General features: G+C 61.5%; 24 protein-coding genes and 1 pseudogene. 19 read left to right on the forward strand and 6 right to left on the reverse strand.

Features of this window, described 5'->3' with window-relative positions:
* The first annotated feature begins 26 nt into the window (after nucleotides 1–26).
* From ACA069_RS11155 to ACA069_RS11245, 19 genes and pseudogenes are all read left to right on the forward strand, one after another.
* Entirely contained in the window at nucleotides 27–680 is a 654-nt protein-coding gene (locus tag ACA069_RS11155; protein ID WP_187676998.1) for an SCO family protein, read from the forward strand.
* Nucleotides 677–1,309 carry an SCO family protein gene (locus ACA069_RS11160; RefSeq protein ID WP_401265794.1) on the forward strand — a complete coding sequence of 211 codons (633 nt, stop codon included), beginning with the start codon at nucleotides 677–679 and terminating at the stop codon, nucleotides 1,307–1,309. Before ACA069_RS11155 ends, ACA069_RS11160 begins: the two co-directional genes overlap by 4 nt.
* A 9-nt stretch (nucleotides 1,310–1,318) precedes the next feature.
* Complete coding sequence (locus ACA069_RS11165) at nucleotides 1,319–2,869, forward strand: ABC transporter substrate-binding protein (protein WP_497617528.1); 1,551 nt, start codon at nucleotides 1,319–1,321, stop codon at nucleotides 2,867–2,869.
* Nucleotides 2,870–2,884: 15 nt separating this feature from the next.
* Nucleotides 2,885–3,646: a SurA N-terminal domain-containing protein gene (locus ACA069_RS11170; RefSeq protein WP_187677001.1), complete on the forward strand. Its 762-nt coding sequence runs from the start codon at nucleotides 2,885–2,887 to the stop codon at nucleotides 3,644–3,646.
* A 221-nt stretch (nucleotides 3,647–3,867) separates the two neighbouring features.
* A complete protein-coding gene (locus ACA069_RS11175; protein ID WP_187677002.1) occupies nucleotides 3,868–4,398 on the forward strand; it encodes a response regulator in 531 nt (176 codons plus the stop codon).
* Nucleotides 4,399–4,479: 81 nt separating this feature from the next.
* Nucleotides 4,480–6,186 carry a GspE/PulE family protein gene (locus ACA069_RS11180; RefSeq protein ID WP_401265789.1) on the forward strand — a complete coding sequence of 569 codons (1,707 nt, stop codon included), beginning with the start codon at nucleotides 4,480–4,482 and terminating at the stop codon, nucleotides 6,184–6,186.
* Entirely contained in the window at nucleotides 6,167–6,970 is an 804-nt protein-coding gene (locus ACA069_RS11185) for a hypothetical protein (protein WP_497617531.1), read from the forward strand. The genes ACA069_RS11180 and ACA069_RS11185 overlap by 20 nt, the downstream gene beginning before the upstream one ends.
* 1 nt (nucleotide 6,971) lies before the next feature.
* The gene (locus ACA069_RS11190; RefSeq protein WP_187677005.1) at nucleotides 6,972–7,517 is read left to right on the forward strand and encodes a PilN domain-containing protein; all 546 of its coding nucleotides are present in this window, start codon (nucleotides 6,972–6,974) and stop codon (nucleotides 7,515–7,517) included.
* Entirely contained in the window at nucleotides 7,504–8,052 is a 549-nt protein-coding gene (locus ACA069_RS11195; protein WP_187677006.1) for a GspMb/PilO family protein, read from the forward strand. Before ACA069_RS11190 ends, ACA069_RS11195 begins: the two co-directional genes overlap by 14 nt.
* Nucleotides 8,052–8,570 carry a hypothetical protein gene (locus ACA069_RS11200; protein WP_401265782.1) on the forward strand — a complete coding sequence of 173 codons (519 nt, stop codon included), beginning with the start codon at nucleotides 8,052–8,054 and terminating at the stop codon, nucleotides 8,568–8,570. The genes ACA069_RS11195 and ACA069_RS11200 overlap by 1 nt, the downstream gene beginning before the upstream one ends.
* Nucleotides 8,567–10,417, forward strand: a complete 1,851-nt coding sequence (locus tag ACA069_RS11205) for a secretin GspD/PilQ domain-containing protein (RefSeq protein WP_187677008.1) — start codon at nucleotides 8,567–8,569, stop codon at nucleotides 10,415–10,417. The genes ACA069_RS11200 and ACA069_RS11205 overlap by 4 nt, the downstream gene beginning before the upstream one ends.
* A gap of 2 nt (nucleotides 10,418–10,419) precedes the next feature.
* Nucleotides 10,420–10,893 carry a type II secretion system protein gene (locus ACA069_RS11210; RefSeq protein ID WP_187677009.1) on the forward strand — a complete coding sequence of 158 codons (474 nt, stop codon included), beginning with the start codon at nucleotides 10,420–10,422 and terminating at the stop codon, nucleotides 10,891–10,893.
* 5 nt (nucleotides 10,894–10,898) lie between these two features.
* Nucleotides 10,899–11,273: a type II secretion system protein gene (locus ACA069_RS11215; RefSeq protein WP_305442477.1), complete on the forward strand. Its 375-nt coding sequence runs from the start codon at nucleotides 10,899–10,901 to the stop codon at nucleotides 11,271–11,273.
* Complete coding sequence (locus ACA069_RS11220; protein ID WP_401265775.1) at nucleotides 11,248–11,787, forward strand: type II secretion system protein; 540 nt, start codon at nucleotides 11,248–11,250, stop codon at nucleotides 11,785–11,787. The genes ACA069_RS11215 and ACA069_RS11220 overlap by 26 nt, the downstream gene beginning before the upstream one ends.
* A complete protein-coding gene (csgE, locus tag ACA069_RS11225) occupies nucleotides 11,784–12,176 on the forward strand; it encodes a curli production assembly/transport protein CsgE (protein ID WP_497617533.1) in 393 nt (130 codons plus the stop codon). The genes ACA069_RS11220 and csgE overlap by 4 nt, the downstream gene beginning before the upstream one ends.
* On the forward strand, nucleotides 12,173–12,604 hold the full coding sequence (locus tag ACA069_RS11230; protein WP_187677013.1) for a curli assembly protein CsgF: 432 nt from the start codon (nucleotides 12,173–12,175) through the stop codon (nucleotides 12,602–12,604). The genes csgE and ACA069_RS11230 overlap by 4 nt, the downstream gene beginning before the upstream one ends.
* Nucleotides 12,605–12,633: 29 nt before the next feature.
* A complete protein-coding gene (locus ACA069_RS11235; protein WP_187677014.1) occupies nucleotides 12,634–13,512 on the forward strand; it encodes a CsgG/HfaB family protein in 879 nt (292 codons plus the stop codon).
* Nucleotides 13,513–14,414: 902 nt separating this feature from the next.
* A complete protein-coding gene (locus ACA069_RS11240) occupies nucleotides 14,415–14,792 on the forward strand; it encodes a DUF6124 family protein (protein WP_497617534.1) in 378 nt (125 codons plus the stop codon).
* 19 nt (nucleotides 14,793–14,811) lie between these two features.
* Nucleotides 14,812–14,952 (forward strand): annotated as a pseudogene (locus ACA069_RS11245) (hypothetical protein); the annotation flags it as partial.
* A gap of 101 nt (nucleotides 14,953–15,053) precedes the next feature.
* Here ACA069_RS11245 and ACA069_RS11250 read toward each other — a convergent pair.
* From ACA069_RS11250 to ACA069_RS11275, 6 genes are all read right to left on the reverse strand, one after another.
* On the reverse strand, nucleotides 15,054–15,323 hold the full coding sequence (locus tag ACA069_RS11250) for a type II toxin-antitoxin system RelE/ParE family toxin (protein ID WP_083368636.1): 270 nt from the start codon (nucleotides 15,321–15,323) through the stop codon (nucleotides 15,054–15,056).
* Nucleotides 15,313–15,519: a type II toxin-antitoxin system RelB family antitoxin gene (gene relB / locus ACA069_RS11255; protein ID WP_401265770.1), complete on the reverse strand. Its 207-nt coding sequence runs from the start codon at nucleotides 15,517–15,519 to the stop codon at nucleotides 15,313–15,315. The genes ACA069_RS11250 and relB overlap by 11 nt, the downstream gene beginning before the upstream one ends.
* 300 nt (nucleotides 15,520–15,819) lie before the next feature.
* Nucleotides 15,820–17,271, reverse strand: coding sequence for a curlin (locus ACA069_RS11260; RefSeq protein WP_497617536.1), 1,452 nt, complete (start codon nucleotides 17,269–17,271; stop codon nucleotides 15,820–15,822).
* Nucleotides 17,272–17,298: 27 nt separating this feature from the next.
* On the reverse strand, nucleotides 17,299–17,763 hold the full coding sequence (locus ACA069_RS11265; RefSeq protein WP_401265765.1) for a curlin: 465 nt from the start codon (nucleotides 17,761–17,763) through the stop codon (nucleotides 17,299–17,301).
* A gap of 72 nt (nucleotides 17,764–17,835) precedes the next feature.
* Complete coding sequence (locus ACA069_RS11270) at nucleotides 17,836–20,067, reverse strand: Ig-like domain-containing protein (protein WP_497617537.1); 2,232 nt, start codon at nucleotides 20,065–20,067, stop codon at nucleotides 17,836–17,838.
* Nucleotides 20,068–20,102: 35 nt separating this feature from the next.
* Nucleotides 20,103–21,449, reverse strand: coding sequence for a hypothetical protein (locus ACA069_RS11275; RefSeq protein WP_497617539.1), 1,347 nt, complete (start codon nucleotides 21,447–21,449; stop codon nucleotides 20,103–20,105).
* Between the last annotated feature and the right edge of the window lie 295 nt (nucleotides 21,450–21,744).

Below are 21,744 nucleotides of genomic sequence, written 5' to 3' on the forward strand. Positions count from 1 at the left end.
CCGTTCTCATGAAGAGGAATTTCGACATGAACCGATTTGCATCCCGTGGCCTGTTGACCCTGTGCCTGCTGAGCGTGGGCATTCACCAGGCTCAGGCCCATTCAGCCGACGAACATGCCGGGCACAAAGCAGCCGTCCCCAGCAACTCGCAGGAAAACGCTCAAGTCAAATTCGCCAACGTCTCGTTGCTCGATCAAAACGGCAAAACCGTGCGCCTGGAGCAGGATCTGGTGCAGGGCAAAATCGTTGTCATGAGCTTCATCTACACCAGTTGCACCACGGTGTGCCCGGTGGTGTCTTCGATCATGGGCAAGGTGCAAAAGCAGCTGGGCGCACGGGTCGGCACTGAAGTGCAACTGGTGTCGATCAGCGTTGATCCGCAACGCGATGACCCGAAACGCTTGCAGGAATACGCCCGCACCTTCCAGCGCGGCCCGGGCTGGAGCTGGTTGACCGGCTCGTCGCAATCGATCACTGAAACCCTCAAGGGGCTGGGCAGTTTCAGCGGCGACTTGAAGAATCATCAACCGCTGATCCTCGTCGGTGATGGCGACAGCCGCCACTGGACCCGCTATTACGGCTTCACCGATCCGGCGCTGCTGTCCAAGGAAGTGGAAAAGCTCAGCGGCCTGCGCACCCACGCCAAACACACCGCCATTGCCATGGAGCAACAGCCATGAGAGCCCTCGACTGGATTTCCCTGACCGCGTGCTTGTGCATTTTCGGCAACGTCGCCGTTGCCCACGAAGGCCATGCTCCCGAGGCTTCTGCCACCGCAACTGAAAGCGTTGCGGCGGCACCGGCCACAGGCACCCGCGACGCTAAAACCTGGTTCACCGATACGCCGTTGCAGGATCAGAATGGCGAAACCCTGCGCTTCTATAGCGACGCGCTGCAAAACCGCGTGGTGCTGCTCAACGTGATTTTCACCAGTTGCAACGATGCCTGCCCGTTGATTACCCGCAAACTCAAGGAAGTGCGCGAGTTGCTGGGTGACAAGGCTCAGGACATCACCTTTATTTCCCTTACCAGTGACCCGCTGCGCGACACGCCGGCGGTGCTCAAGGCTTACACCTTGAAGCAGGGTTCCGATGACCCTCATTGGCTTTTTCTTACCGGCGACAAGGCGCAGATGGACCTGGTGTTGAGCCGTATCGGCCAGATCATTCCGACACCGGAACAACACTCCACGCAGTTGATCGTCGGCGATGTCGCCAACAAACGCTGGAGCAAAATCCGCCCCGATGCCCCGGCCGCCGCCATTGCCCAGCGCTTGCAGTTGCTGACAATGCCCGTGGCTGGCCGTTGAGCACGCACCATGAAGCGCTGCCGCGTTCTCGCCCTGTTCCTGCTCGCCAGCGTCAGCTTTGGCGCGACGGCGCTGCCGCTGACGCCCGAAGAAGCGGCGGGCAAGCGCCTGTACCGCGAAGGTCTGTCGGCCAGTGGCGAGGCGATCATGGCGCGGGTCGGCGCGGCGGATGTGTTGCTGCCGGCCACCAGCCTGCCGTGCAGTAACTGCCACGGCGCCGATGGCCTCGGCCGGCCCGAAGGCGGGGTGCGTCCGCCGGCGTTGAACTGGTCGCGTCTGACCAGCAGTTATGGCCAGCAACAGGTCAACGGCCGCCACTATCCGGCCTACACCGACAGCAGCGTGGCGAGGGTGATTCAGCAGGGACGTGACCCCGGCAACAACCGTCTCGACCCGAGCATGCCGCGCTTTCTGCTGTCGATGAAGGATCAGCGCAACCTCACCGCCTACCTTAAACGCCTGGCCGATGAGCGCGACCCCGGTCTCGATACCGAGACCTTGCGCCTCGGTACGTTACTGCCCAGCCAAGGACCGTTAGCCGAGGAGGGCGCCACGGTGGCGGCGGTGCTCAACGGCAGTGTCGCGCGGATCAATCAGGCGGGCGGCATTCATGGCCGGCAGTTGCGCCTGACGGTGATCGACCCCGGCCCGGATCGCGCCAGTGCCGAACAGGCGTTGCAGCGACTGATCGAGCAGGAACAGGTGTTCGCCCTGATCGCGCCGCTGGCGCCGGCCCTCGACAGCGCGTTGGCAACCCGTTTGGAGCAGGCCGGCGTGCCGCTGATCGGGCCGTTGTCGCTGCTCGGCTCGGTGCAGGCCAGTGCGCAGATTTTCGAACCGTTGCCCGGATTGCGCGAGCAACTGATTGCCTTGGCCGATTACGCCACGGCCAGCCTGCGCGTGCTGCAGGGGCCGACGCTGATTGCCTGTGCCGACGACCCCGCGCAGACGCAAGCGGCGCAAACCCTGGGTCAGTATTTGCAGGGTCACGGCTGGCAGAACGTCCAGGTACACGTCTATGACCCGGCGGCGGATGCGCTGCCGTTGGGCTCGCGTTCAGTCTTCTATCTGGGCAGCGGCGCTGGCTTCAGTCGCCTGGCCGCACGCTTGCAAAGTGCCGGGCAGGTGCCGTACCTGTTCGCCGCCTCGAGCCAGGTGGCCGGGGATCTGATGCAGGTGCCGGAAGGCTTTTCCCGGCGGGTGTTCCTCGCCTATCCGTTCGTACCGAGCGACTGGACCCAGAGCGGACGCATGGCCCTGACGTTGCTGCGCGAGCATCAAGGCCTTGGCGCTCAGCACGCAGTGCTGCAGGTCGGCGCCTACGCCTCGATGTTGCTGCTCAGCGAAGGCATGAAACAGGCCGGACGCGATGCCAGCCGCGAAAAGCTGGTGGCCGCGCTGGAAGGCCTGCACGACTTCGACACCGGTCTGACCCCGCGCCTCAATTTCGGCCCCGGACGACGTCTGGGGTTGAGCGGCGCGCATGTCGTCACGGTGGATTTACCGGATCAGCGCTTTTATCTGGTTGCACCCTATAAACCGATTGTTGCCAGCCCCTGAACGGAGGCTCTGATCATGAAGCTCAGAACGTTAATGCTGTTGCTGACATGCTGGTTGCCCGTAGCCTTGGCCAACAATGGGCCAGCGGCTGCGCGGGTCAATGGCGAGGAAATCTCCGAGTTTCGCCTTGAGCGGTTCTTCGCCGAGTACCTGGAAGATCAGGGCCGCGCGGTGGCGAGCATTCGCAATCCCAAAGCCTATAAACAGCTGCGTCAGGCCGCGCTCGATGCGCTGATCGACAAAGAGCTGCTGTGGCAGGAATCGCGCAAACGTGGCGTGGTGATTGACGAGCAAAGCGTGCGCCGGCAGGTCGAACAGACTCGCACTACAATCGGCGGCACCGAGAACTTCAACCGGCGTTTGCAGGAGGCGGGTTTCGATGAAGCCTCGTACGTCGAGTACATGCGTCGCGAACTGGCCGCGCAGCAGATGTTCGCCGACCTGATCCGGCAGCGGTTCACCCAGACGAGGCACGTCTTGATCAAAGTCGCGCCGAACGCCGATGCCGCCACGCAGGCTCAGGCACGTCTACGCTTAAATCAGATGCGAGCGTCTATCATCAGCGCTTCGGGGTTTGCCAGCGGTGCGGTGCGATCACCGTTTGGTTGGCATCTGATTTATTTGCAGAACCAGTTGGAGGCGAGCGATGTCCCACAATCAGAGGGGCTGGAAGCAGTCACGGGCGAGTTTGCCCGACAGCAACAGACCCAGGCTCGTCGCCAAGTGCTCGCGCAATTGCGGGCGCAGAACAGGATCGAACGAATTGACGACGATTGAAGGTTCCCCCCCATTAGTGGGGAATGGCTTCGATGCCCATTCAGGTGCTTCCCCGTTTTTGGGGAACGGGGTACCGGGACGAGCGGGCATTGTCATGAAATTCAAGGACATGAAGACTAAAATTTACCGGCACTCAGCCTGGCATGAAGTGTGCGTTACCCATGGTAAGGCGCACTCCAGCGGGTTCAGTTTTCGGACTTGCGGGTTTCAAGGAGTCGACCTTGGTTAACAAAGTACTGGTTGTCGAAGACGAACAGCTGCTTGCACAGAATCTTCAGGATTATCTGTCGGCGCAGGGGCTGGACGTCCGGATTGCACATGACGGAGCGACGGGTATCGGTTCAGCCGAAACGTTTGCCCCCGACGTGTTGGTGTTCGATTACCGCTTGCCCGATATGGAAGGCTTTGAGGTGCTCGACGCGGTCCGCCAGAACAGGGCGTGTCATTTTGTGCTGATAACGGGTCACCCGACCGCTGAAGTTTGTGAGCGGGCACGGCAACTGGAAGTCAGCCACATCCTGTTCAAACCGTTTCCATTGGCGGAACTGGCCCGAGCTGTCTGCGACCTTCTGGGGTTCAAGCGCGAAGCGAAACCCGGTGCGAACCCTTCCGAGGGTTTCGTCGAACGACGCCAGAGCAGGACCGAGAGCTTCCCGTTGCAGTTGTACGATGGCAGTTGGGTGCTGGCGGATCGACGACGACAGTCGCCATCCAAGGCACCGGACGACGATCAAATGCTCACCGGGGAGTAGTGGCGCGATCAGACGTTCCGGCATTTGCCGCCAGGGTTTGTCGCGCCGACAGGGCTTTAAGCCCCGGTTGGAGAGCAAACCATGGAACGTCTGTCCGTTGTCGTCGAACCGCTGGTGGTGGAAAGCGCACCGCAACGCTTTTCCAGTGAGCAGTTGGCCCAGGCCCGGGCGCGGGCCGCCAGTTCCGGGGAACGCGTACTGGATGCGCTCGGCGTGCTGTGCGAACTGGCGCCGATGCCGTTCATTGATTGCCTCGGCGCCACCCTGCATTACCCGGTGCTCGACACCGACAGCCTGTTTCAATCGACGCCGGTATTCGACCGGGTCACCCTCGCACAATGCCTCAAACGTGAATTCATCCTGCTGCGCCACAACGACGAAGTCATCGGCGTGTTTGCCGACCCCTTTGATTCGGCGCGGCTGGCCTGGATCGACGATTGCCTGCACGGGGCGCCGCTGCATCTGGTACACGCAGACGACCTCAAGGCCTATCTGGCACGCCACGAAGAGAGCTTTCACGCCGTCGAATCGCTGAACGCCCAGGGCGACACCCACAGCGAGATCGACACCCTGCAAAGCCTGTCGCTGACCAGCATCAGCGAAGACGCCAGCAGCGTGGTGAAACTGGTCAACTCGACCCTCTACGACGCGCTGAAAATGCACGCCAGCGACATCCACCTCGGTACTACCGGCCACGGTCTGGTGATCAAGTACCGCATCGACGGCGTGCTCAACAACATCAGCAAAGTCCAGGGCGCCGAGTTTGCCGAACAGGTGATCTCGCGGGTCAAAGTCATGGCCGAACTGGATATCGGCGAGAAACGCGTACCGCAGGACGGTCGCTTCAAGATCGGTATCAGTGGCCGGCAGATCGACTTCCGGGTATCGATCATGCCGAGCATCTTCGGCGAAGACGCGGTGCTGCGGGTGCTCGACAAACAGGATCTGGCCGACAAGGTCTGCGGCGTGCAATTGCAAGCGCTGGGCTTTGAAGACGAGACCCTGCGCCAGTTACGGCGCCTCGCCGCCGAACCTTACGGCATGGTGCTGGTCACCGGCCCGACCGGCAGCGGCAAGACCACCACGCTCTACGCGATGATCACCGAGATCAACCACGGCGTGGACAAGATCATCACCATCGAAGACCCGGTCGAATATCAGTTGCCGGGGGTGCTGCAAATCCCGGTCAACGAGAAAAAAGGCCTGACCTTCGCCCGGGGGCTGCGCTCGATCCTGCGTCACGACCCGGACAAGATCATGGTCGGCGAAATCCGCGACCCGGACACCGCGCAAATCGCCGTGCAATCGGCACTGACCGGGCACCTGGTGTTCACCACCATCCACGCCAACAACGTCTTCGACGTGATTGGCCGCTTCACCCAAATGGAAATCGACCCCTACAGCCTGGTCTCGGCGCTCAACGCGATCCTCGCCCAACGCCTGATTCGGCTGGTGTGCAGCAGTTGCAGCGCGCCGGTCAACCCGAGCGATGAAGAACTGCGCGCCTCGGGCCTCGACCCGCAGAAAGTCGACCACTACCACTTCGTTCACGGCAAAGGCTGCGGCCACTGCCGGGGCAGCGGTTATCGCGGACGCACGGCGATTGCCGAGTTGCTGCACCTGGACGACGAGCTGCGGCAGATGATCGTCGAGCGCCAACCCATCACCAAAATCAAAGCCCTGGCCTGTGCCCGTGGTTTGCGCCTGCTGCGCGAATCGGCGCTGGAGCTGGTGGAACAAGGTCGCACCACGCTGGAGGAGATCAATCGTGTCACTTTTATCTCGTGAACATTTTGTCGCCGTGCTCGGCGCCAGCGGTGTTGGCCTGGGGCAGCGGCGGGGCAGCGAAACCCTGTGGCTGGGCAGCGTCGGTTACATCGACGAAGGCTTCCAGAGCTACGCGGTGGCGCTGGACACCCTCGACCGTCTGCTCGGCGAACACGCCCGCGCCGGTGCCGAATTGAGCGTGGTGATCTCCGGCCACTTCAGCCGTTTCTGTCTGGTGCCGTGGAGCGCGCAAATCAGCAGCCCGGATGAGCTGAGGGGCTTCGCCCAACTGTGCTTCGAAGACCTGTTCGGCGTGCCGACGCAAACCTGGACTCTGGTGTTGTCTGCCGAGCCTGCCGGTTACGACCGCATCGCCAGCGCCTTGCCGCAAGACTTGCTCGATCGCCTGCGGGCACTGGTCAGCGGCCGTGGTGTGCGCCTGCGCTCGGTGCAGCCATACCTGATGACGGCGTTCAACCGTTTCGACAAAAGCCTCGACGCCGGCGACTTCCTCTTCGTGGTCGCCGAGCCGCAACGCAGCGTGTTGCTGCTGGCCCGGGAAGGGCGTTGGGCCGGCGTGCGCTCGGCGGGTGGCAGCGACAGCGATGCAGCGCTCAGTGCCTTGATCGGTCGCGAACGGCAGTTGCAGGCGTCGACCAGCGAACGCGCCTTCAACGTTTATCTGCATGCCCCGGCGCGCCTCGATGCGCATCCGGACGTGGCCGGGGTGCAACTGCGCACCCTTGAAGACGACTCGATGACCGTGCGTGACGGCTTGTACGTCATGTCCCGGGCGGTGGCCTGATATGCGCGCCCTCAACCTCGACTTTCAGCCACGTCCACGCTCCGGTCTGTTGGGTTGGAGCCTGCTCGGCGGCGGCGCGTTGCTGGCGCTGCTGTGCTTCGGCGTGCAACAGCACCTCGATGCCCAGGCCGAACAACAGCAAGGTCATTTGCAAACCACGCAACGCCAGCTCACCGGCGACAGCGCCAGCAAAAGCACCTTGAGCCCGGCCGAAACCCGTGAGCAAGCGCAAAACCTTGCGGAAATGCGCAAGGTCTCGCAGCAACTGCGCCGCCCGTGGGAACGCCTGTTCGCCATGCTTGAGGCCATGCCACGCGAGGACATCGCGCTGCTGACCCTGACCCCGGATGCGCGCAAGGGCCAGTTGCGCATCAGCGCCGAAGCGCGGGATCTGCCAGCGATGCTGGCTTTCCACAAGCGTCTGGAAGCCAGCGACGAGCTGTCCGACGTGTCGCTGCTGAGCCACGAAATTGTCGTCAAATCGCCGGAACAACCGGTGCAATTCAACCTGTCGGCGACTTGGGAGATTGGCGATGCGAATCCCTAGACTGATCGTCCACGAATACCTGCAAGGCCTTGGCCTGCCGGGTCTGGCCGGGCTGGCGCTGTTGTTGATCGCGCTGATCTGGGCACTGGGCGGCTTGCTGCCGGGCTGGCAATCGTTGCAGCACCTGAACCAGCAGACTCAGGAAGCCAGCGAGTATCTGGCCAAGGTGGAGGACGGCAGCATCGCGCCGCCGGTGGTGCCACAGCGTCAGCTCGACGATTTCCGCAACAAGCTGCCGGCGCAGCCGCAGGCCACCGTGGCCATCGACCGCATCTACGCGCTCGCCGCCCAGGAACACATCACCCTGGCACGCGGCGAATACGCCCTCGGCGTCGATCCGAAAACCCATCTGGCGCGCTACCAGATTCTGCTGCCGGTGCGCGGCAGCTATCCGCAACTGCGCCGCTTCCTGCACGCCTTGCTCGGTCAGTTGCCGGCGGTGGTGGTGGAAGACGTCGAGTTTCAACGCAAAAAGATTGGCGACACCGACCTCAACGGCCGGATCCGTATGACCCTTTACCTGTCGAGGTCGTGATGAATACCAAGCGCGTGACAGGTTGGGTGGCGTTCTTCGGCGTGGCGGCGGCGCTGGCCTGGTTGCCGGAATTTCTCTCGCCGAGCGAAGACGCCGATTCGGCTGAAGTGGCCGTAGCGACGCCTGCAAAAAGCGCCAGCCGTGGTGCGTTGCCGGCCAGCAGCGGCAAAGTCAAAGCGGCGCCGATCAAGGACTTGAGCCCGGCCGGTGATCTGTTCGCCACCAAGAGCTGGAAGGCCGCGCCAACCCTGGCCACGGTCACTGAACAAGCGATTACGCCAACCCCGGTGGTGCCTGCCCCGAGCCTGCCACCGGTGCCGTTTCAGTTCGTCGGCAAGCTGCATGACCGCAGCGACCTGCAAGTGTTTTTGCAGAGCGGCGAAAAGATCTACGTCGTGCGCAACGGGGATGTGATCGACGACACCTGGAAGATCACCGGCATTTCCGAACTGGAATTGAGTCTGGTCTACCTGCCTTTGCATTTGTCGCAGACCTTGTCTGTGGGGAGTACGCAATGAACAGATCCCTTTTACTGATGAGCCTGGGCCTCTGCGCCGGGCTGGCCGCGTGCAGTTCTGCGCAGGTGGCCAACAAGGAAGCTGCCGACCTGATCGAGCAGGGCCAATACGAGGCCGGGCTGGCCCGGGTCGAGGAAGGCTTGCGCGAGGATCCTCGCGACACCGAGTTGCACCTGCTGCTCAACAGCGGCCGGGCCAAGGCGATCACTGCATTGCTGACCTCCGGTGACACCGACCGCTCACGCCGCGATTTCGCCTCGGCGCGCACCGCCTACAACCGCGTGTTGACCATCGAGCCGAACAACCGCCGCGCCCAGGATGCCCTGCGCCAACTCGACTACCTGCGCAGCATGGACGAGAAGCTTGAACTGGCCCGTGGCGACTTGCGCCGGGGTGACATCTACGGTGCCGACCGCCAGGTCAAACAGATCCTCGAACTCGACCCGACCAACGAAGGTGCGCTGGAGCTGCAAGGCAACATTCGCCTGGTGCAGAGCCGCAACGTGATCCCGTATCCGCAACTGCGCACCAAGCTCGACCGCCCGGTAACCCTGGAGTTTCGCGAAGCCAACCTCAAAACCATTTTCGAAGTGCTGTCGCAGGTCGCCGGCCTGAATTTCATCTTCGACAAAGACCTGCGCCCGGACATGAAAGCGACGATCTTCGTGCGTGACGTGCGCATCGAAGACGCGGTGACACTGTTGCTGCAACAGAACCAGTTGCACCAGAAAGTGGTGAACGAAAACACGCTGCTGATCTATCCGGATTCGCCACAGAAGCTCAAGGACTATCAAGAGCTGGTGATGCGCACCTTCTACCTGACCAGCATCGATGCCAACACCGCGTTGAACATGGTCAAAACCATGCTCAAGACCCGCGACGTGTTCGTCGACGAACGCCTCAACACCCTGACCATGCGCGACACCGAAGACGCCGTGCGCATGGCGGAAAAACTCCTGCAATCGCAAGACCAGTCCAACCCCGAAGTGGTGCTGGAAGTGGAAGTGATGGAAGTCGCCACCCAGCGCATTCTCGACCTGGGCCTGCAATGGCCGAACACCTTTGGTGTGGTCAACAGCGACGGTTCGGCGGTGACTCTGCTTGATCAACTCAAAGGCATCAACTCCAGCCGCATCAGCATATCGCCATCGCCACAGGCCAAGATCAACGCGCAGGACAACGACATCAACACCCTCGCCAGCCCTGTGATTCGGGTCAGCAACCGTGAGCAGGCGCGTATCCACATCGGTCAGCGCGTGCCGATCATCAGCGCCACCTCAGTGCCTTCAACCCAAGGCCCGGTGATCACTGAAAGCGTCACGTATCTGGATGTCGGTCTGAAACTCGAAGTGCAACCGACCGTGCATTTGAACAACGAAGTGGCGATCAAGATTGCCCTGGAAGTGAGTAACGCCACGCCGCTGGAACCGACCCGCCAGGGCACGATCCCGGTGCAGGTCGACACCCGCAACGCGCAGACCTCGCTGCGCCTGCATGACGGCGAAACCCAGATCCTTGCTGGCCTGATGCGCAATGACCACGGCGCCACCGGCAACAAGATTCCGGGCCTTGGCGACATACCTGGCATTGGCCGGCTGTTCGGCAGCAACAAGGACACCGTCGGCAAATCGGAGCTGGTGCTGTCGATCACCCCACGGATCGTGCGCAACCTGCCGTATCAAAGCCCGTCGGACATGGAGTTCTCTACCGGCACCGAAACCAGCATGCACATTCAGGCGCCGGATCGCTCGATGCAAACCTACACCGCGCCAGCGCCTGTCGTGCAGCCTCGCGCTGTCGGCAGTTCGGCCGTGGCGACCACCCGTGTCACCGTCGAGAAGCCTTGATCATGAACGCCTCCCAGCGCGGTTTTACCTTGATCGAAGTCGTGGTGACGCTGGCCCTGATCGGCCTGTTGGCGAGCATGGCCGCGCCACTGACCGAGACCGTGGTGCGGCGCGGCAAGGAGCAGGATTTGCGCACCGCGCTGTATCAGATTCGCGATGGCATCGACGCTTACAAACGTGCGTTCGATGCCGGTTATATCGAGAAGTCGATGAACAGCAGCGGCTACCCGCCGAACCTGCAAGTGCTGGTCGAAGGCGTGCGTGATGTGCGCAGTGCCAAGGGTGCCAAGTTCTACTTTTTACGCCGTATCCCGCGTGACCCGCTGGTGCCGGCCAAACGTGATGACGAAGGGGGTTGGGGCGTGCGCGCCTACAACAGTTCGGCTCAAAACCCGCGCGATGGCGAGGACGTGTTCGACGTCTACTCCACGGCGCGCGGCAAGGGCCTCAACGGCATCGCCTACCGCGAGTGGTGAACCTCATGCGCCGGGAAAAAGGCTTTACCTTGCTGGAGTTGATGGTGGTGATGGCGATCATCGCCACGCTGATGACCATCGCGCTGCCGCGCTACTTCAACAGCCTCGAAGCGTCGAAGGAAACCACTTTGCGCCAGAGCCTGTCGGCGATGCGCGAAGCGCTGGATCACTTTTACGGTGACACCGGACGCTACCCCGATTCCATCGAGCAATTGATCGAACAACGTTACCTGCGCAACGCGCCACTGGACCCGATCACCGAACGCAAAGACCTGTGGGTGCTGATCGCGCCACCGGAAGGCGTCGCGGGCGGCGTGGCCGATATCAAAAGCGGTGCCAACGGGAGGGCGCGTGATGGCAGCCAGTATTCCGAGTGGTAACCGCGCGCAGCAGGGTGGCTTCACCTACCTGGGCGTGCTGTTCCTGATCGTCGTGATGGGCATGGGCCTGGCCAGTGCCGGCGAGTTGTGGTCGACCGCCTCGCGCCGCGACCGCGAGAAGCAATTGCTCTGGGTCGGCACGCAATATGCCCAGGCGCTGCGCAGCTACTACCGCAGTTCGCCGGGGCTGGCGCAGTACCCGAAAGAGCTCGCTGACCTGCTCGACGATCAGCGTTTTCCGGAGGCTCGGCATCATCTGCGTCAGCTCTATCCGGACCCGATCGGTAAAGGTGAATGGGCACTGCAACGGGGTTTTGACGGACGCATCACCGGCCTCAACAGCCCTTCGACCGAGGTGCCGTTGAAGCAGGCGGACTTCCCCACGCAGTGGTCGGATTTTCAAGGCATGCAGCGTTATTCGGACTGGCAGTTCGTTGCCGAAAAAGCCTTCCTCGACGGCACCAACGGCCCGGCAAAAGGCCAGTCGGTCTTGCCGCAGGCGTTGCAGCCATGAGCCGCCAGTGGATGTGCGCGCTGATCCTCAGTGTCGTGGTGGGCTGCACTCACGCCGCTGAAGAGGATGAATTGATGGGCTTCATCGTCGACGACACGATCTCGCACATCGGCCACGACTTTTACTACTCGTTCAGTGAACGCCTGCGCGACACCAGCCGGATGGATTTCAACCTGGTGGTGCGCGAGCGGCCCGACGCGCGCTGGGGCAGCCTGGTGACCGTGGAATATCAGCAACGCCTGGTGTATCGGCGCTTCCTGCCGCCGAACACCGTGGAACTGAAGGAAGAGGCCTACGCGGCCGCTGACTGGGTTCGACGCCAGGTTGTCCAGCGCAAGCTGGAGGCTCTGTTGCAGGACACCACCGACCTTGAGAAGGACGAACTATGAAAACCACAACGTTCTCACGGCGCAGCGGATTCTGGATCTCGGGGTTGTTGATCGGCCTTGCCAGCGCTGCCGCCGTCCAGGCCACCGAACTGGTCTACACGCCGGTCAACCCGTCATTCGGCGGCAACCCGCTCAACGGCACCTGGTTGCTCAACAACGCCCAGGCGCAAAACGATCACGACGACCCGGACCTCAAAAGCCGCTCGACCGTGGCCGGCACCTCGGCGCTGGAGCGCTTCACCAGTCAATTGCAATCGCGGTTGCTAGGGCAGTTGCTGGACAACATCTCCACCGGCAACACGGGGAGCCTGTCCACCGACACTTTTATCGTCAACGTCATCGACGACTCCGGGGCACTGAGCATTGAAGTGACCGACCGAGCGACTGGTGAAGTTTCGGAAATTCAGGTGAACGGCCTCAACCCATGACGGGCTGACGGTTCCGGGGAGAGACGGACATGAAAAAGATCATCGCGCTAGGGCTGATGTTGGCGACATTACAAGGGTGCAGTCTGCGTGAGCCGATGTCGGCCGAGCAGGACACCGAAACTCCGACCCTGACCCCCAGGGCCTCGACCTACTACGACTTGCTGAAGATGCCGCGACCCAAGGGGCGTTTGATGGCGGTGGTGTACGGCTTCCGTGACCAGACCGGGCAGTACAAGCCGACGCCGGCGAGTTCGTTTTCCACCAGCGTGACCCAGGGCGCGGCCTCGATGTTGATGGACGCGATGCAGGCCAGTGGCTGGTTTGTGGTGCTGGAGCGCGAAGGGCTGCAGAACCTTCTGACCGAGCGCAAGATTATTCGCGCCTCGCAGAAGAAGCCGAATACGCCGGTGAATATTCAGGGTGAGCTGCCACCGTTGCAGGCGGCGAACATGATGCTTGAGGGCGGGATCATCGCTTACGACACGAATGTGCGTAGTGGTGGGGAAGGGGCGCGGTATCTGGGGATTGATATTTCCCGGGAGTATCGGGTGGATCAGGTGACCGTCAACTTGCGTGCGGTGGATGTGCGCAGTGGGCAGGTGTTGTCGAATGTGATGACCAGCAAGACGATTTATTCGGTGGCGCGCAGTGCCGGGGTGTTCAAGTTTATCGAGTTCAAGAAGTTGCTCGAGGCCGAGGTGGGTTATACGACGAATGAGCCGGCGCAGTTGTGTGTGTTGTCGGCGATTGAGGCGGCGGTGGGGCATATGGTGGCGCAGGGGATTGAGCGGCGGTTGTGGCAGGTGGCGGGGGATAGTTCTTCGCCTTCTCAGGATGATGTTTTGAATCGGTATTTGAGTCAGAACAAGGTTGATCCGGGGGCTGAGGCTGAGGCTGACGTTGAGTGAACGTGGCGGCCTTTGGGCCGACCAGGTTCTTGTTGATTGAGTACATATCCGTTGCTGCGGTAACGGCTGCTTAGGGTTTCGCCCTGACGGCGACTCACTTTTTTGACAAACGCCTCAAAAAAGTAAGCAAAAAAAGGCTTGCCCCAACGTTCGGCCCACTCGCTGAGGCTCGGGGTTCCTTCGCTCCGGGATTGATCCGGGGGCATCGCCTCCGGTTTGCTTCGCTGCACCTCCTCTCGATGTGTTTGGCTTCGCCAAACAGTCGCTGCGCTCCCCCCCCGGATAAATCCCTCCACTCAGCCTGCCGACGGGGCCGGTGGATCAAGATCAAAAGCAGCAGCCGAGCTAACGCTCATCCTGTTGAGTGGTGAGGAGTACAGCGTGGTCGGCTTTGGATTTGTGGTGGATTTGCCCCTCACCCCAGCCCTCTCCCGGAGGGAGAGGGGGCCGATTTGTGTGCTTTTCAAAGTCCGAGTTCAACGCGATAGCGCACGTCGGCGTACTTCCACCAAACCACTCGGTCAGTTCCCTCTCCCTCCGGGAGAGGGCTAGGGTGAGGGTTACGATCTGAAGTTTGTTTAAAAAAGTGTCTGAATTGGCGGAACCTTCCCACAATGTTTTCAGGTTGTCCGTCGGACGTCCGGTCTCTAGCCTGTGTTCGTCGCTGCCAATTCAGCGGCCGGGCATGGAAACCCGAGTAACTACAGAGCGCACAAGCGCAATTCATAACGTATCCTTGCGCACCTTCACTGTGTGCACTTTGTTATGGCGGCTGTGCGTGGGAGACCTTGTGTCTGCCGGGTTGCCTCTGTCCCGGGTTTCCAACCTGCGTACAGCTGCCACCTATTCGCTTGGAAACCGAATGGGGGGCCAGCTATAACCGTCATACAGGGTAAATAATCATGAAAAAACCAACACCCAATCCGCCAGAATCAGAAATCACCACCGAAACCACATCCCCCTACGCCTCAGTCGACAGCAAAAAACTCCACGAAGCCGCCGACCGTGCGCTCGATTACTACCTCAATCCTTCCGCTCCGATCATGTCCAGCACTAACGAGCCGGAGCCCATGTACTTCGCCAACCCCAGGTACAACACCGAGTCTCTACTGGCCAATGCCAGCGAAACCCTCGGTTCGGCCAGTGAAATGCTCAACAACTTCGCCGCCTCGCTGCCGCCCTCACACCGCAAGACCGCGCTCGGTATCGCACAAGTCGTGATGCTGGGTGAACTGGCAGTCAATCAAGCGCTGGATCACGTCGAGTTGAAGGATGGCTAATTCCCCGAAGATCCAAAACGATCAGGAAGTAGAAAAGCGCCGTCTGACCTTGGAAGCGTTGGCCGATGTGGATGCTGGTCGCTTTATTGATGATCAAGCAGTGCAGGACTGGGCTGACTCTTTGAGTTGCTCGGAATCACCATCCAAGAGTTCCCCATAACTCAGGAAGGATGGGAAACAAAAAACGCGACCCTCGAAAAGGTCGCGTTTTTGTCGTTAACAAAATAATTACGTTGGTCTGCCGGCATTTTTCGGTCTGCGTTATGGATATTCCTGACGCGCATGCAAAACGCTCAAAATATTTATCCGACCCACCACTTGATAAATGATCAGGTAATTGGGGTGCACAACCATCTCGCGAGTGCCGGGCGCTCGACCTATTCGATAGAGGTGTGGATGTTGAGCAAGGGTAACCGTAGCGCCTTCGATAGCTTGGGAAAGTCTGTCAGCCGCTACTAAGTTCCGGTCACTGATGTAATCAAGGATTTTCAGGAGTTCAGCCCGAGCTTCGGGCTGCCACTCAACCTGCATCGTATTTTTTACGCTTTGCTTCCATCAGGGCACGCATCTCCACCATAACCTGATCATTTGGAATGCTCGGTCGTGGATCATTCATTGAAGCCTGCACTTTGGCGATTAACCAGCGGTCATAGCTCGCGGCTTGCTCTTCAGGGTCAAGATCTGAAACGACTGGGCACAGTGGGTCGATTAAAGACGGGTCGATCATGGCACCTCCGGGTTTAATGCCTCGAAGTCTATTCGGTAAAGCATTTGCTGTCGTCGCTGGCTGGATGAATAGCACGTTGGTCAAGCTCCATGAGGATCAATTTGTCCCGAAGAATCCTAGACGCCGTACTTCCGACCGCCAACCGCCAGAAGTGGTAGGAAAACACCACGGATTTGGTAAAAGCATTCTTTTTTCTGTAGGACTCGGCTGGTCTGGCAAGCCGCGCGTGTGGTTACGTCAGCCCACAAAAAAACCGCGACCCTCTTCACCAGAGAATCGCGGTTCATCAACACTCAACCCTTACTGCTGCAAAACACTCGCCTGGTTAGCCGACCCGAACTGCTGAATGTTCGCCGTCTGCGTCATCCCGCTCTGATCGACATTGGCAATGTTCCCCGTCCCGCCCTGGGTTACATACGCCACGTTCATGGTGTCAGCCTGTTTGACCGTGATCATGTTGTCGCTGCCATAGAGCTGCGCGGTGTACGCCTGGTTGCCAGTCCCGGATTGATCAAACTCAGCACTGTTGCCGGTGCCGTTCGACGAGCCCTGGATCAGGTTGTTAGTGCCGCGCTGATCGGAGATCAGGATGTTGTCGCTGCCGTTCTGATCAAAGTACAGCTCGTTGTAGGAGTCAGCCTGTTTGACCGTGGTTTTGTTGCCAGTGCCGGTCTGGCTGGTGGTCATGATCTGGCCGACGCCATCCTGGGTGAAGTTGGCGATGTTGCCAGTGCCGGCCTGGGTGATGTTGGCGCGCTGGTTGCTGCCGAATTGGCCGCCGGTTTGCGGGCCTTTCCAGTTGCTGGCGTAGACCTTGTTGTCGTTGCCTACCGATGTGGCGTTGAGGACGTGGCTGTCGCCGCTTTGGTAGGTGTAGTGCACGTTGCCGTTGCCGACCTGGTACAGCGCCAGGGTCGAGTTGACCGACTCGAACTGGTCGGCATAGATGGCGTTGGTGTTGCCGACCTGGGTGACGGCGGCGCTGTTGTTTTCGCCGAAGCTTTGATCGACCACGGTTTCGTTGCTGTCGCCGTACTGGTTGACGGTGGCCTGGCTGGCGAGTTGTGCGTCTTGCCAGATCTCGGTGCCGTTGAGGTTGCCGAACTGGTTGATGGTGATGTTGCCGCCGGTGCCGTCGCGCTGGTCGCCATAGGCGTAGTTGCCTTCGCCAGCCTGGTTGATGCCGATCTGCCCGCCGTTGTGGGTGACCTGTTCGGCGGTGCCGTAGTTGGCGGTGCCGTACTGGGTGATCACCGAACTGTTGCCGGTGCCTTCGTAGAGTTGCTCGATGTTGGCTTCGTTGCCGTCGCCGTATTGGAAGGTTTTGGCTTCGCTGCCGTTCTGCGAGTCTTGATAGACGAACGAGAAGTTGCCGGTGCCTTGCTGTTGTTGCAGGGCCTGGTTGCCGGCGCCGAAGCCCAGCGACTGGCTGGCGTGGCTGGTGTTGAACGCGCCGGCTTGCTGCTGGGTGATGACACTGTTGTTTTCGAACAGTTGCTCGGCGTAACCGGCGTTGTAGTCGCCGACCGCGTCTTGGGTGATCACGCTAGTGGCGTTGTCTTGCAGGGCGGCGGCGTTGTTGCCTTGGCCCAGTTGGGTCTGGGTGGCGGTGCTGAACGGGGCCTGGGTCTGCTTCACATCGGCGATGTTGGCAGTACCGGACTGGTTCTGGGTGGACAGGCTGTCGTCGGCCATGGCCTGGGCACTGATCATGACCAGGAGGGCGGCGGTGAGGGGCGTCAGTTTGAACATGATTAACTCTCCGATGAGTGCAGTGCTTTAGCGATATTGCTTGACCGAAACGCTCATGCCGTTGCCCGACTGGGTCACGGCGCTTTGCAGCCCCGCGCCGGCCTGCTCGATGCTGGCGTCGTTGTTGTTGCCGTTTTGCGAAATCTGCGCGCGGTTGTGGCTGCCGTTTTGGGTGATCGATGCGGCGTTGCCGGAACCGTTCTGGGTGATCAAGGCCATGAGGTCGCTGCCCTGTTGCAGGATGTAAGCTTCTTGATTGCTGCCCGACTGCACGATCCGCCCAAGCAGCGACTGACCGTTCTGTTGCAGCAGCGCGAGGTTGGCCTGGCCGATCTGCTCGATCAGGGCTTGCTGGCCCACGGGGGGTGGCAGCTCGCCGAGGTCGGCGCTGGAGGGCGCCAGGTCGTCGTTTTCCATCAGGTCGTCGGCGCGCGCGCCTGCACTGCTGCACAGCAAGAGCAGGCAAAGCAGGGCGGCGGTCGGCGTGTTCATGGCGGAAAACCTCTTGGGCAATAAGCGCTTGAAGCCAAGCCCCACCCACCCGAAAGTGGGTGGGGCGCAGGTTCAAAGCGTGTTCACCGACACCGTGCGAACGGTGCCCTGGGACGAGCGGATGGTTGCGGTCGGGTTAGCCGATGGCACCACCGTCGTGTTGTTCAGCGTCAACCGCCAGCGACCGGTCAGCGGCACCGTCGTCGTGCCCAAGGTGACCAGCCCGGTCGGGGTGGTGACCTGCACGGTGATGGTGTTGCCGGTGGTCACCGAGGAGGTGCCGGTGAAGTCCCAGTTGAAGCGTCCACCGGAGCGTGCCTGCACCGTCGAGGCGGTGACTGCGAAGGTCTCCGCCGCTGGCCGTGGCGAGACTTGCACCGTCACCGTGGTCGACGTCGACTGGGCGCCGAAGCTGTCCCGGGCGATGTAGGTGAAGGTGGTGGTGAACGCCGTGGTCACGGTGGCCGGTGGGGTGTAGGTGATCACTGTGCCGTCGGTGCTGACCGTGCCGCGGCCGGCGGCCGGTTGGGTCAGGCTGGCGACGCCCAGCGGCACGTTGCCTTCCGGATCGGTGTCGTTGGCCAGGACGTTGATCGGGATCGCCACGCCCAGTGTCGCGACGCTGTCGGCGACCGCAGTCGGTGCCCGGTTAGGTGCTACGGTGATGGTCACGGTGGCCGGAGCCGTCGAGGCCAGACCTTTGACGTCTTGTGCCTTGTAAGTGAAGGTCGTGGTCAGTGGCGCGTTCACCACGGCTGGCGGGGTGTAGACCACAGCGGTAGAGCCGCTGAGGGCGACGGTGCCCTGGCCGGCAGCCGGCTGTGTCAGCGCGGTGATGCTCAGCGGCGTGTCGCCGTCGGGATCGCTGTCGTTGGTCAACAGGCTGAGGGTGATCGGCACGCCGAAACTGGTGCTGCCGGCGTCGGTATTGGCGATCGGTGGTTGGTTCTCACCGGTGTTCGGCGCGGTGCCGACCACCACAACAGCCTCGGTGTCGCTGCCGCCGGCGGCGGATTTGACCGTTACGGTAGCCGGTGGCTGGGTCAGGTCGGCGATGGTGATGCGTTGCAGGGTGCCGGTTTTCGACAGACGTCCGTAGCCCTGCGCGACCATATCCGGCACGGCCACTTCATCGGTCGAGGTGGCCTCGATCAACAGGCTGTGATTGCTCCAGCTGTAGCGCGCGGTCTGCACTTTCACCACGTCGGTGAGTTTGGCCGACACGGCCGTAGGTCGCGTGGTACCGGTAGGGTTGGTGGCGGTCACCACCACGACCGGTGGGACGGCGCCGGTGCCCAGGCGCTGACCGAAGAACAGGCCGTTGTTGTCACCCAGCAGGCTGGTCTGACAAGGCGTTGGCGGCGGGCCGGGGAGCAATGCCACGGTTTCCCGGAAGCACAGCGCCGAGCTGCTGTCAGCCTTGGCAAACACTTCGGCACGCACGCCAGCGGCAGTGCGGTGATAGGTGGCGCGGTCGATTTCCACCTGAGTTTGCTGACGGTTGTCGAGCACCTTGCCGGACAGACTGAAGATATTGGACTGGATCGTGCCAGCGGGACCGGTGATGCGCACGAAGTTGGTGTCGAACGGGCTGCCGGTCACCGCCTCGGTGAGGTTCGGGTCGCCAACGAAGGTTTCGGTGGCGCCGGTGTCCGGGTTCACCTCGGTATAAGGACCGTTGACGCTGCGCAGGAACGGGCCGATAGCCCCATTCAGCGCACCACTGAAGTTGCCCGGGGTACCGATGCCGATGTCGCGGGTGATGTTGATCGCCCGCCGACCCGGGGTGGTGACATTGACCGTTTCCACGCCGTAGGGGTGGGTGATGGTATAGGTGCCGGCGGTGGGTACCGAGACCCGAATGCGGATCCGCGCAAAGCTCGCCTGATCGCCATCGACCGGGTTCTCCGACGCGAACGCCGCTTCCATCGCGGCCACGTAGGCTTCCAGTTCATAACCACTGTTCCCGACTTGCGGAATCGTGGTTTCTGCCAGGAACCAAAACGATTCCGGTGGCCAGTTATCGGGGAAGATCATCGGCTGGGCATCGTCATAGATCCCAGGCTCGGCCAGCAAAATACACATGTAGGCCGGTGGTGTGCTGACAGGCACTCGCGAACTGGCGGCGCGCGACTGGCAGAGTTCCATCGACAGCAAATTTTTGTCCTGATACCACATCGGGAATTTCCCGGTGGCGAAGGTGTAGGGGCCGGGGTCGACGGCGGCGAGTTGCGCATAGGCACTGCCGGTCAGCGAGAGAGCAAGCCCGAGCGCGTTGAGCGCAAAGCGTGGCCACTTGTTCATGATGCCTCCTGATACGGATCTGGGCATGTGAGCGTTCATTGCACGATGACCACTTCTTCGGTATCGCTGCCGCCGTTGGACGACGTCACCCGAACCTTGGCCGGTGGTATCGGCGAGATCCCGGTGGCCAGGGTTTTCACCGCGCCGTCGCCGCTCAGGGCGCCTATGGCGGCACCACTGAAGGAGCTGGCGGTGAGCACCGGCGGCGAGGTCTCGTCACTGGTCGAGGCGACCAACGTCAATTGCCCGGAGCTGAGGCTGTATTCGGCGCGCTGGATCACCACCAGGTCGGTCAGGGTCATGGGCAGGGTGGTTGGCGTGCTGCTGGCGATGGCCAAGTGGTTGTCGGCGGTCACTTGCAGGGTGGTCGGCAATGTCGGGTTGACTGCCGATTGCGCGTACCAGGCACCGGTTGAGTTGGCTTCGGTCATGTTCAGCACCGGGGTGCTGCTGGTGACGGCCACGGTGCCCGGCGCGGGCGGCGCTTTCACAAACACGTCCTGCTGGGCCACGGGTGCGCTGTCGCCTGCTTTGCGCGAGTAGGTGCTGCGCTCGGTGATCATTGGCGTTGGCCGCACTACGGTCGACAATTTGCCGGAGACGGCGAAAGTGGTCGACCGCAGATCCAGACCGTTAGGGCCTTCGATCCGCACGTAGTTGGTGTTGAACGGGCTACCGGTGACCGCTTCGTTGAGGTTCGGGTCACCGACAAACTGCTCGGCGGCGCCCGTCACCGGGTTGGTCTCGGTGTAGGGGCCATTGACGCTGCGCAGGAACGGGCCAATGTCACCCTTGAGCGCGCCGTCGTAGGTTTGCGGTATACCGATGCCGATGTCGCGGGTCATGTTGATCGCGCGCCGGCCGGGGGTGTCGATGTTGAACACGTCGACGCCGTACGGGTGGGTGATCACGTAGGTGCCGGCGGTCGGTACATCGACGCGGATACGGATCCGCGCAAAGCTGACCTGATCACCTTCCACCGGTTCTTCGGCAGCGAACGCGGCTTCGATGGCACTGACGAATCCGAGGTCGATCCCGCGTGCGGCATCGACGATGGTGGTTTCGCCGGTGAACCAGAACGCTTCATCGGGGAAGTTGGTCGGGAAGACAATCGGCTGTGCGTCGTCGAACACGCCGGGGGTTGGCAGCAGTGTGCACATGTACGAAGGCGCGCCGGGTGCGCTGGGCACTCGCGAGCTGAGCGCTTTGGACAGGCACAGATCCAGGGTGCGGCCGTGGGTGTCCTGATACCAACTGGCGAAACCGCCGTTGGCCGGTATGTACGGACCCGGATCAACAGCGAACAAAGCGGCCTGGGCAATGCCCTGGGCCAGGGCGCTCACGACCAGGACGGTCGCGGTTTTGGACAGTAAAGGGTGCATGAGTTAATCCCTCTATCGAAGTACCTGCCCCTTAGGGATGGGTCAGTTGCAGAGGGCCTGTACACCTTCCATGCCAAGGTGTGGCGAAAGTGCTCGAGAGGCCTGGATTAGAGGGCTTGCGGAGCTTGGAGGTAAGTTGGAGGTTCGGCCTGGATAGGGCGCCAGTCCCCAGGATTGGGGGCGGTGGGGATGCAAAAACTGTGGGAGCGAGCCTGCTCGCGAAAGCGGACTTGTTGCGAAGAAAATGTCGACTGACGCACCGCCTTCGCGAGCAGGCTCGCTCCCACAGGGTTCT

The sequence above is a fragment of the Pseudomonas sp. LBUM1652 genome (assembly GCF_059716105.1).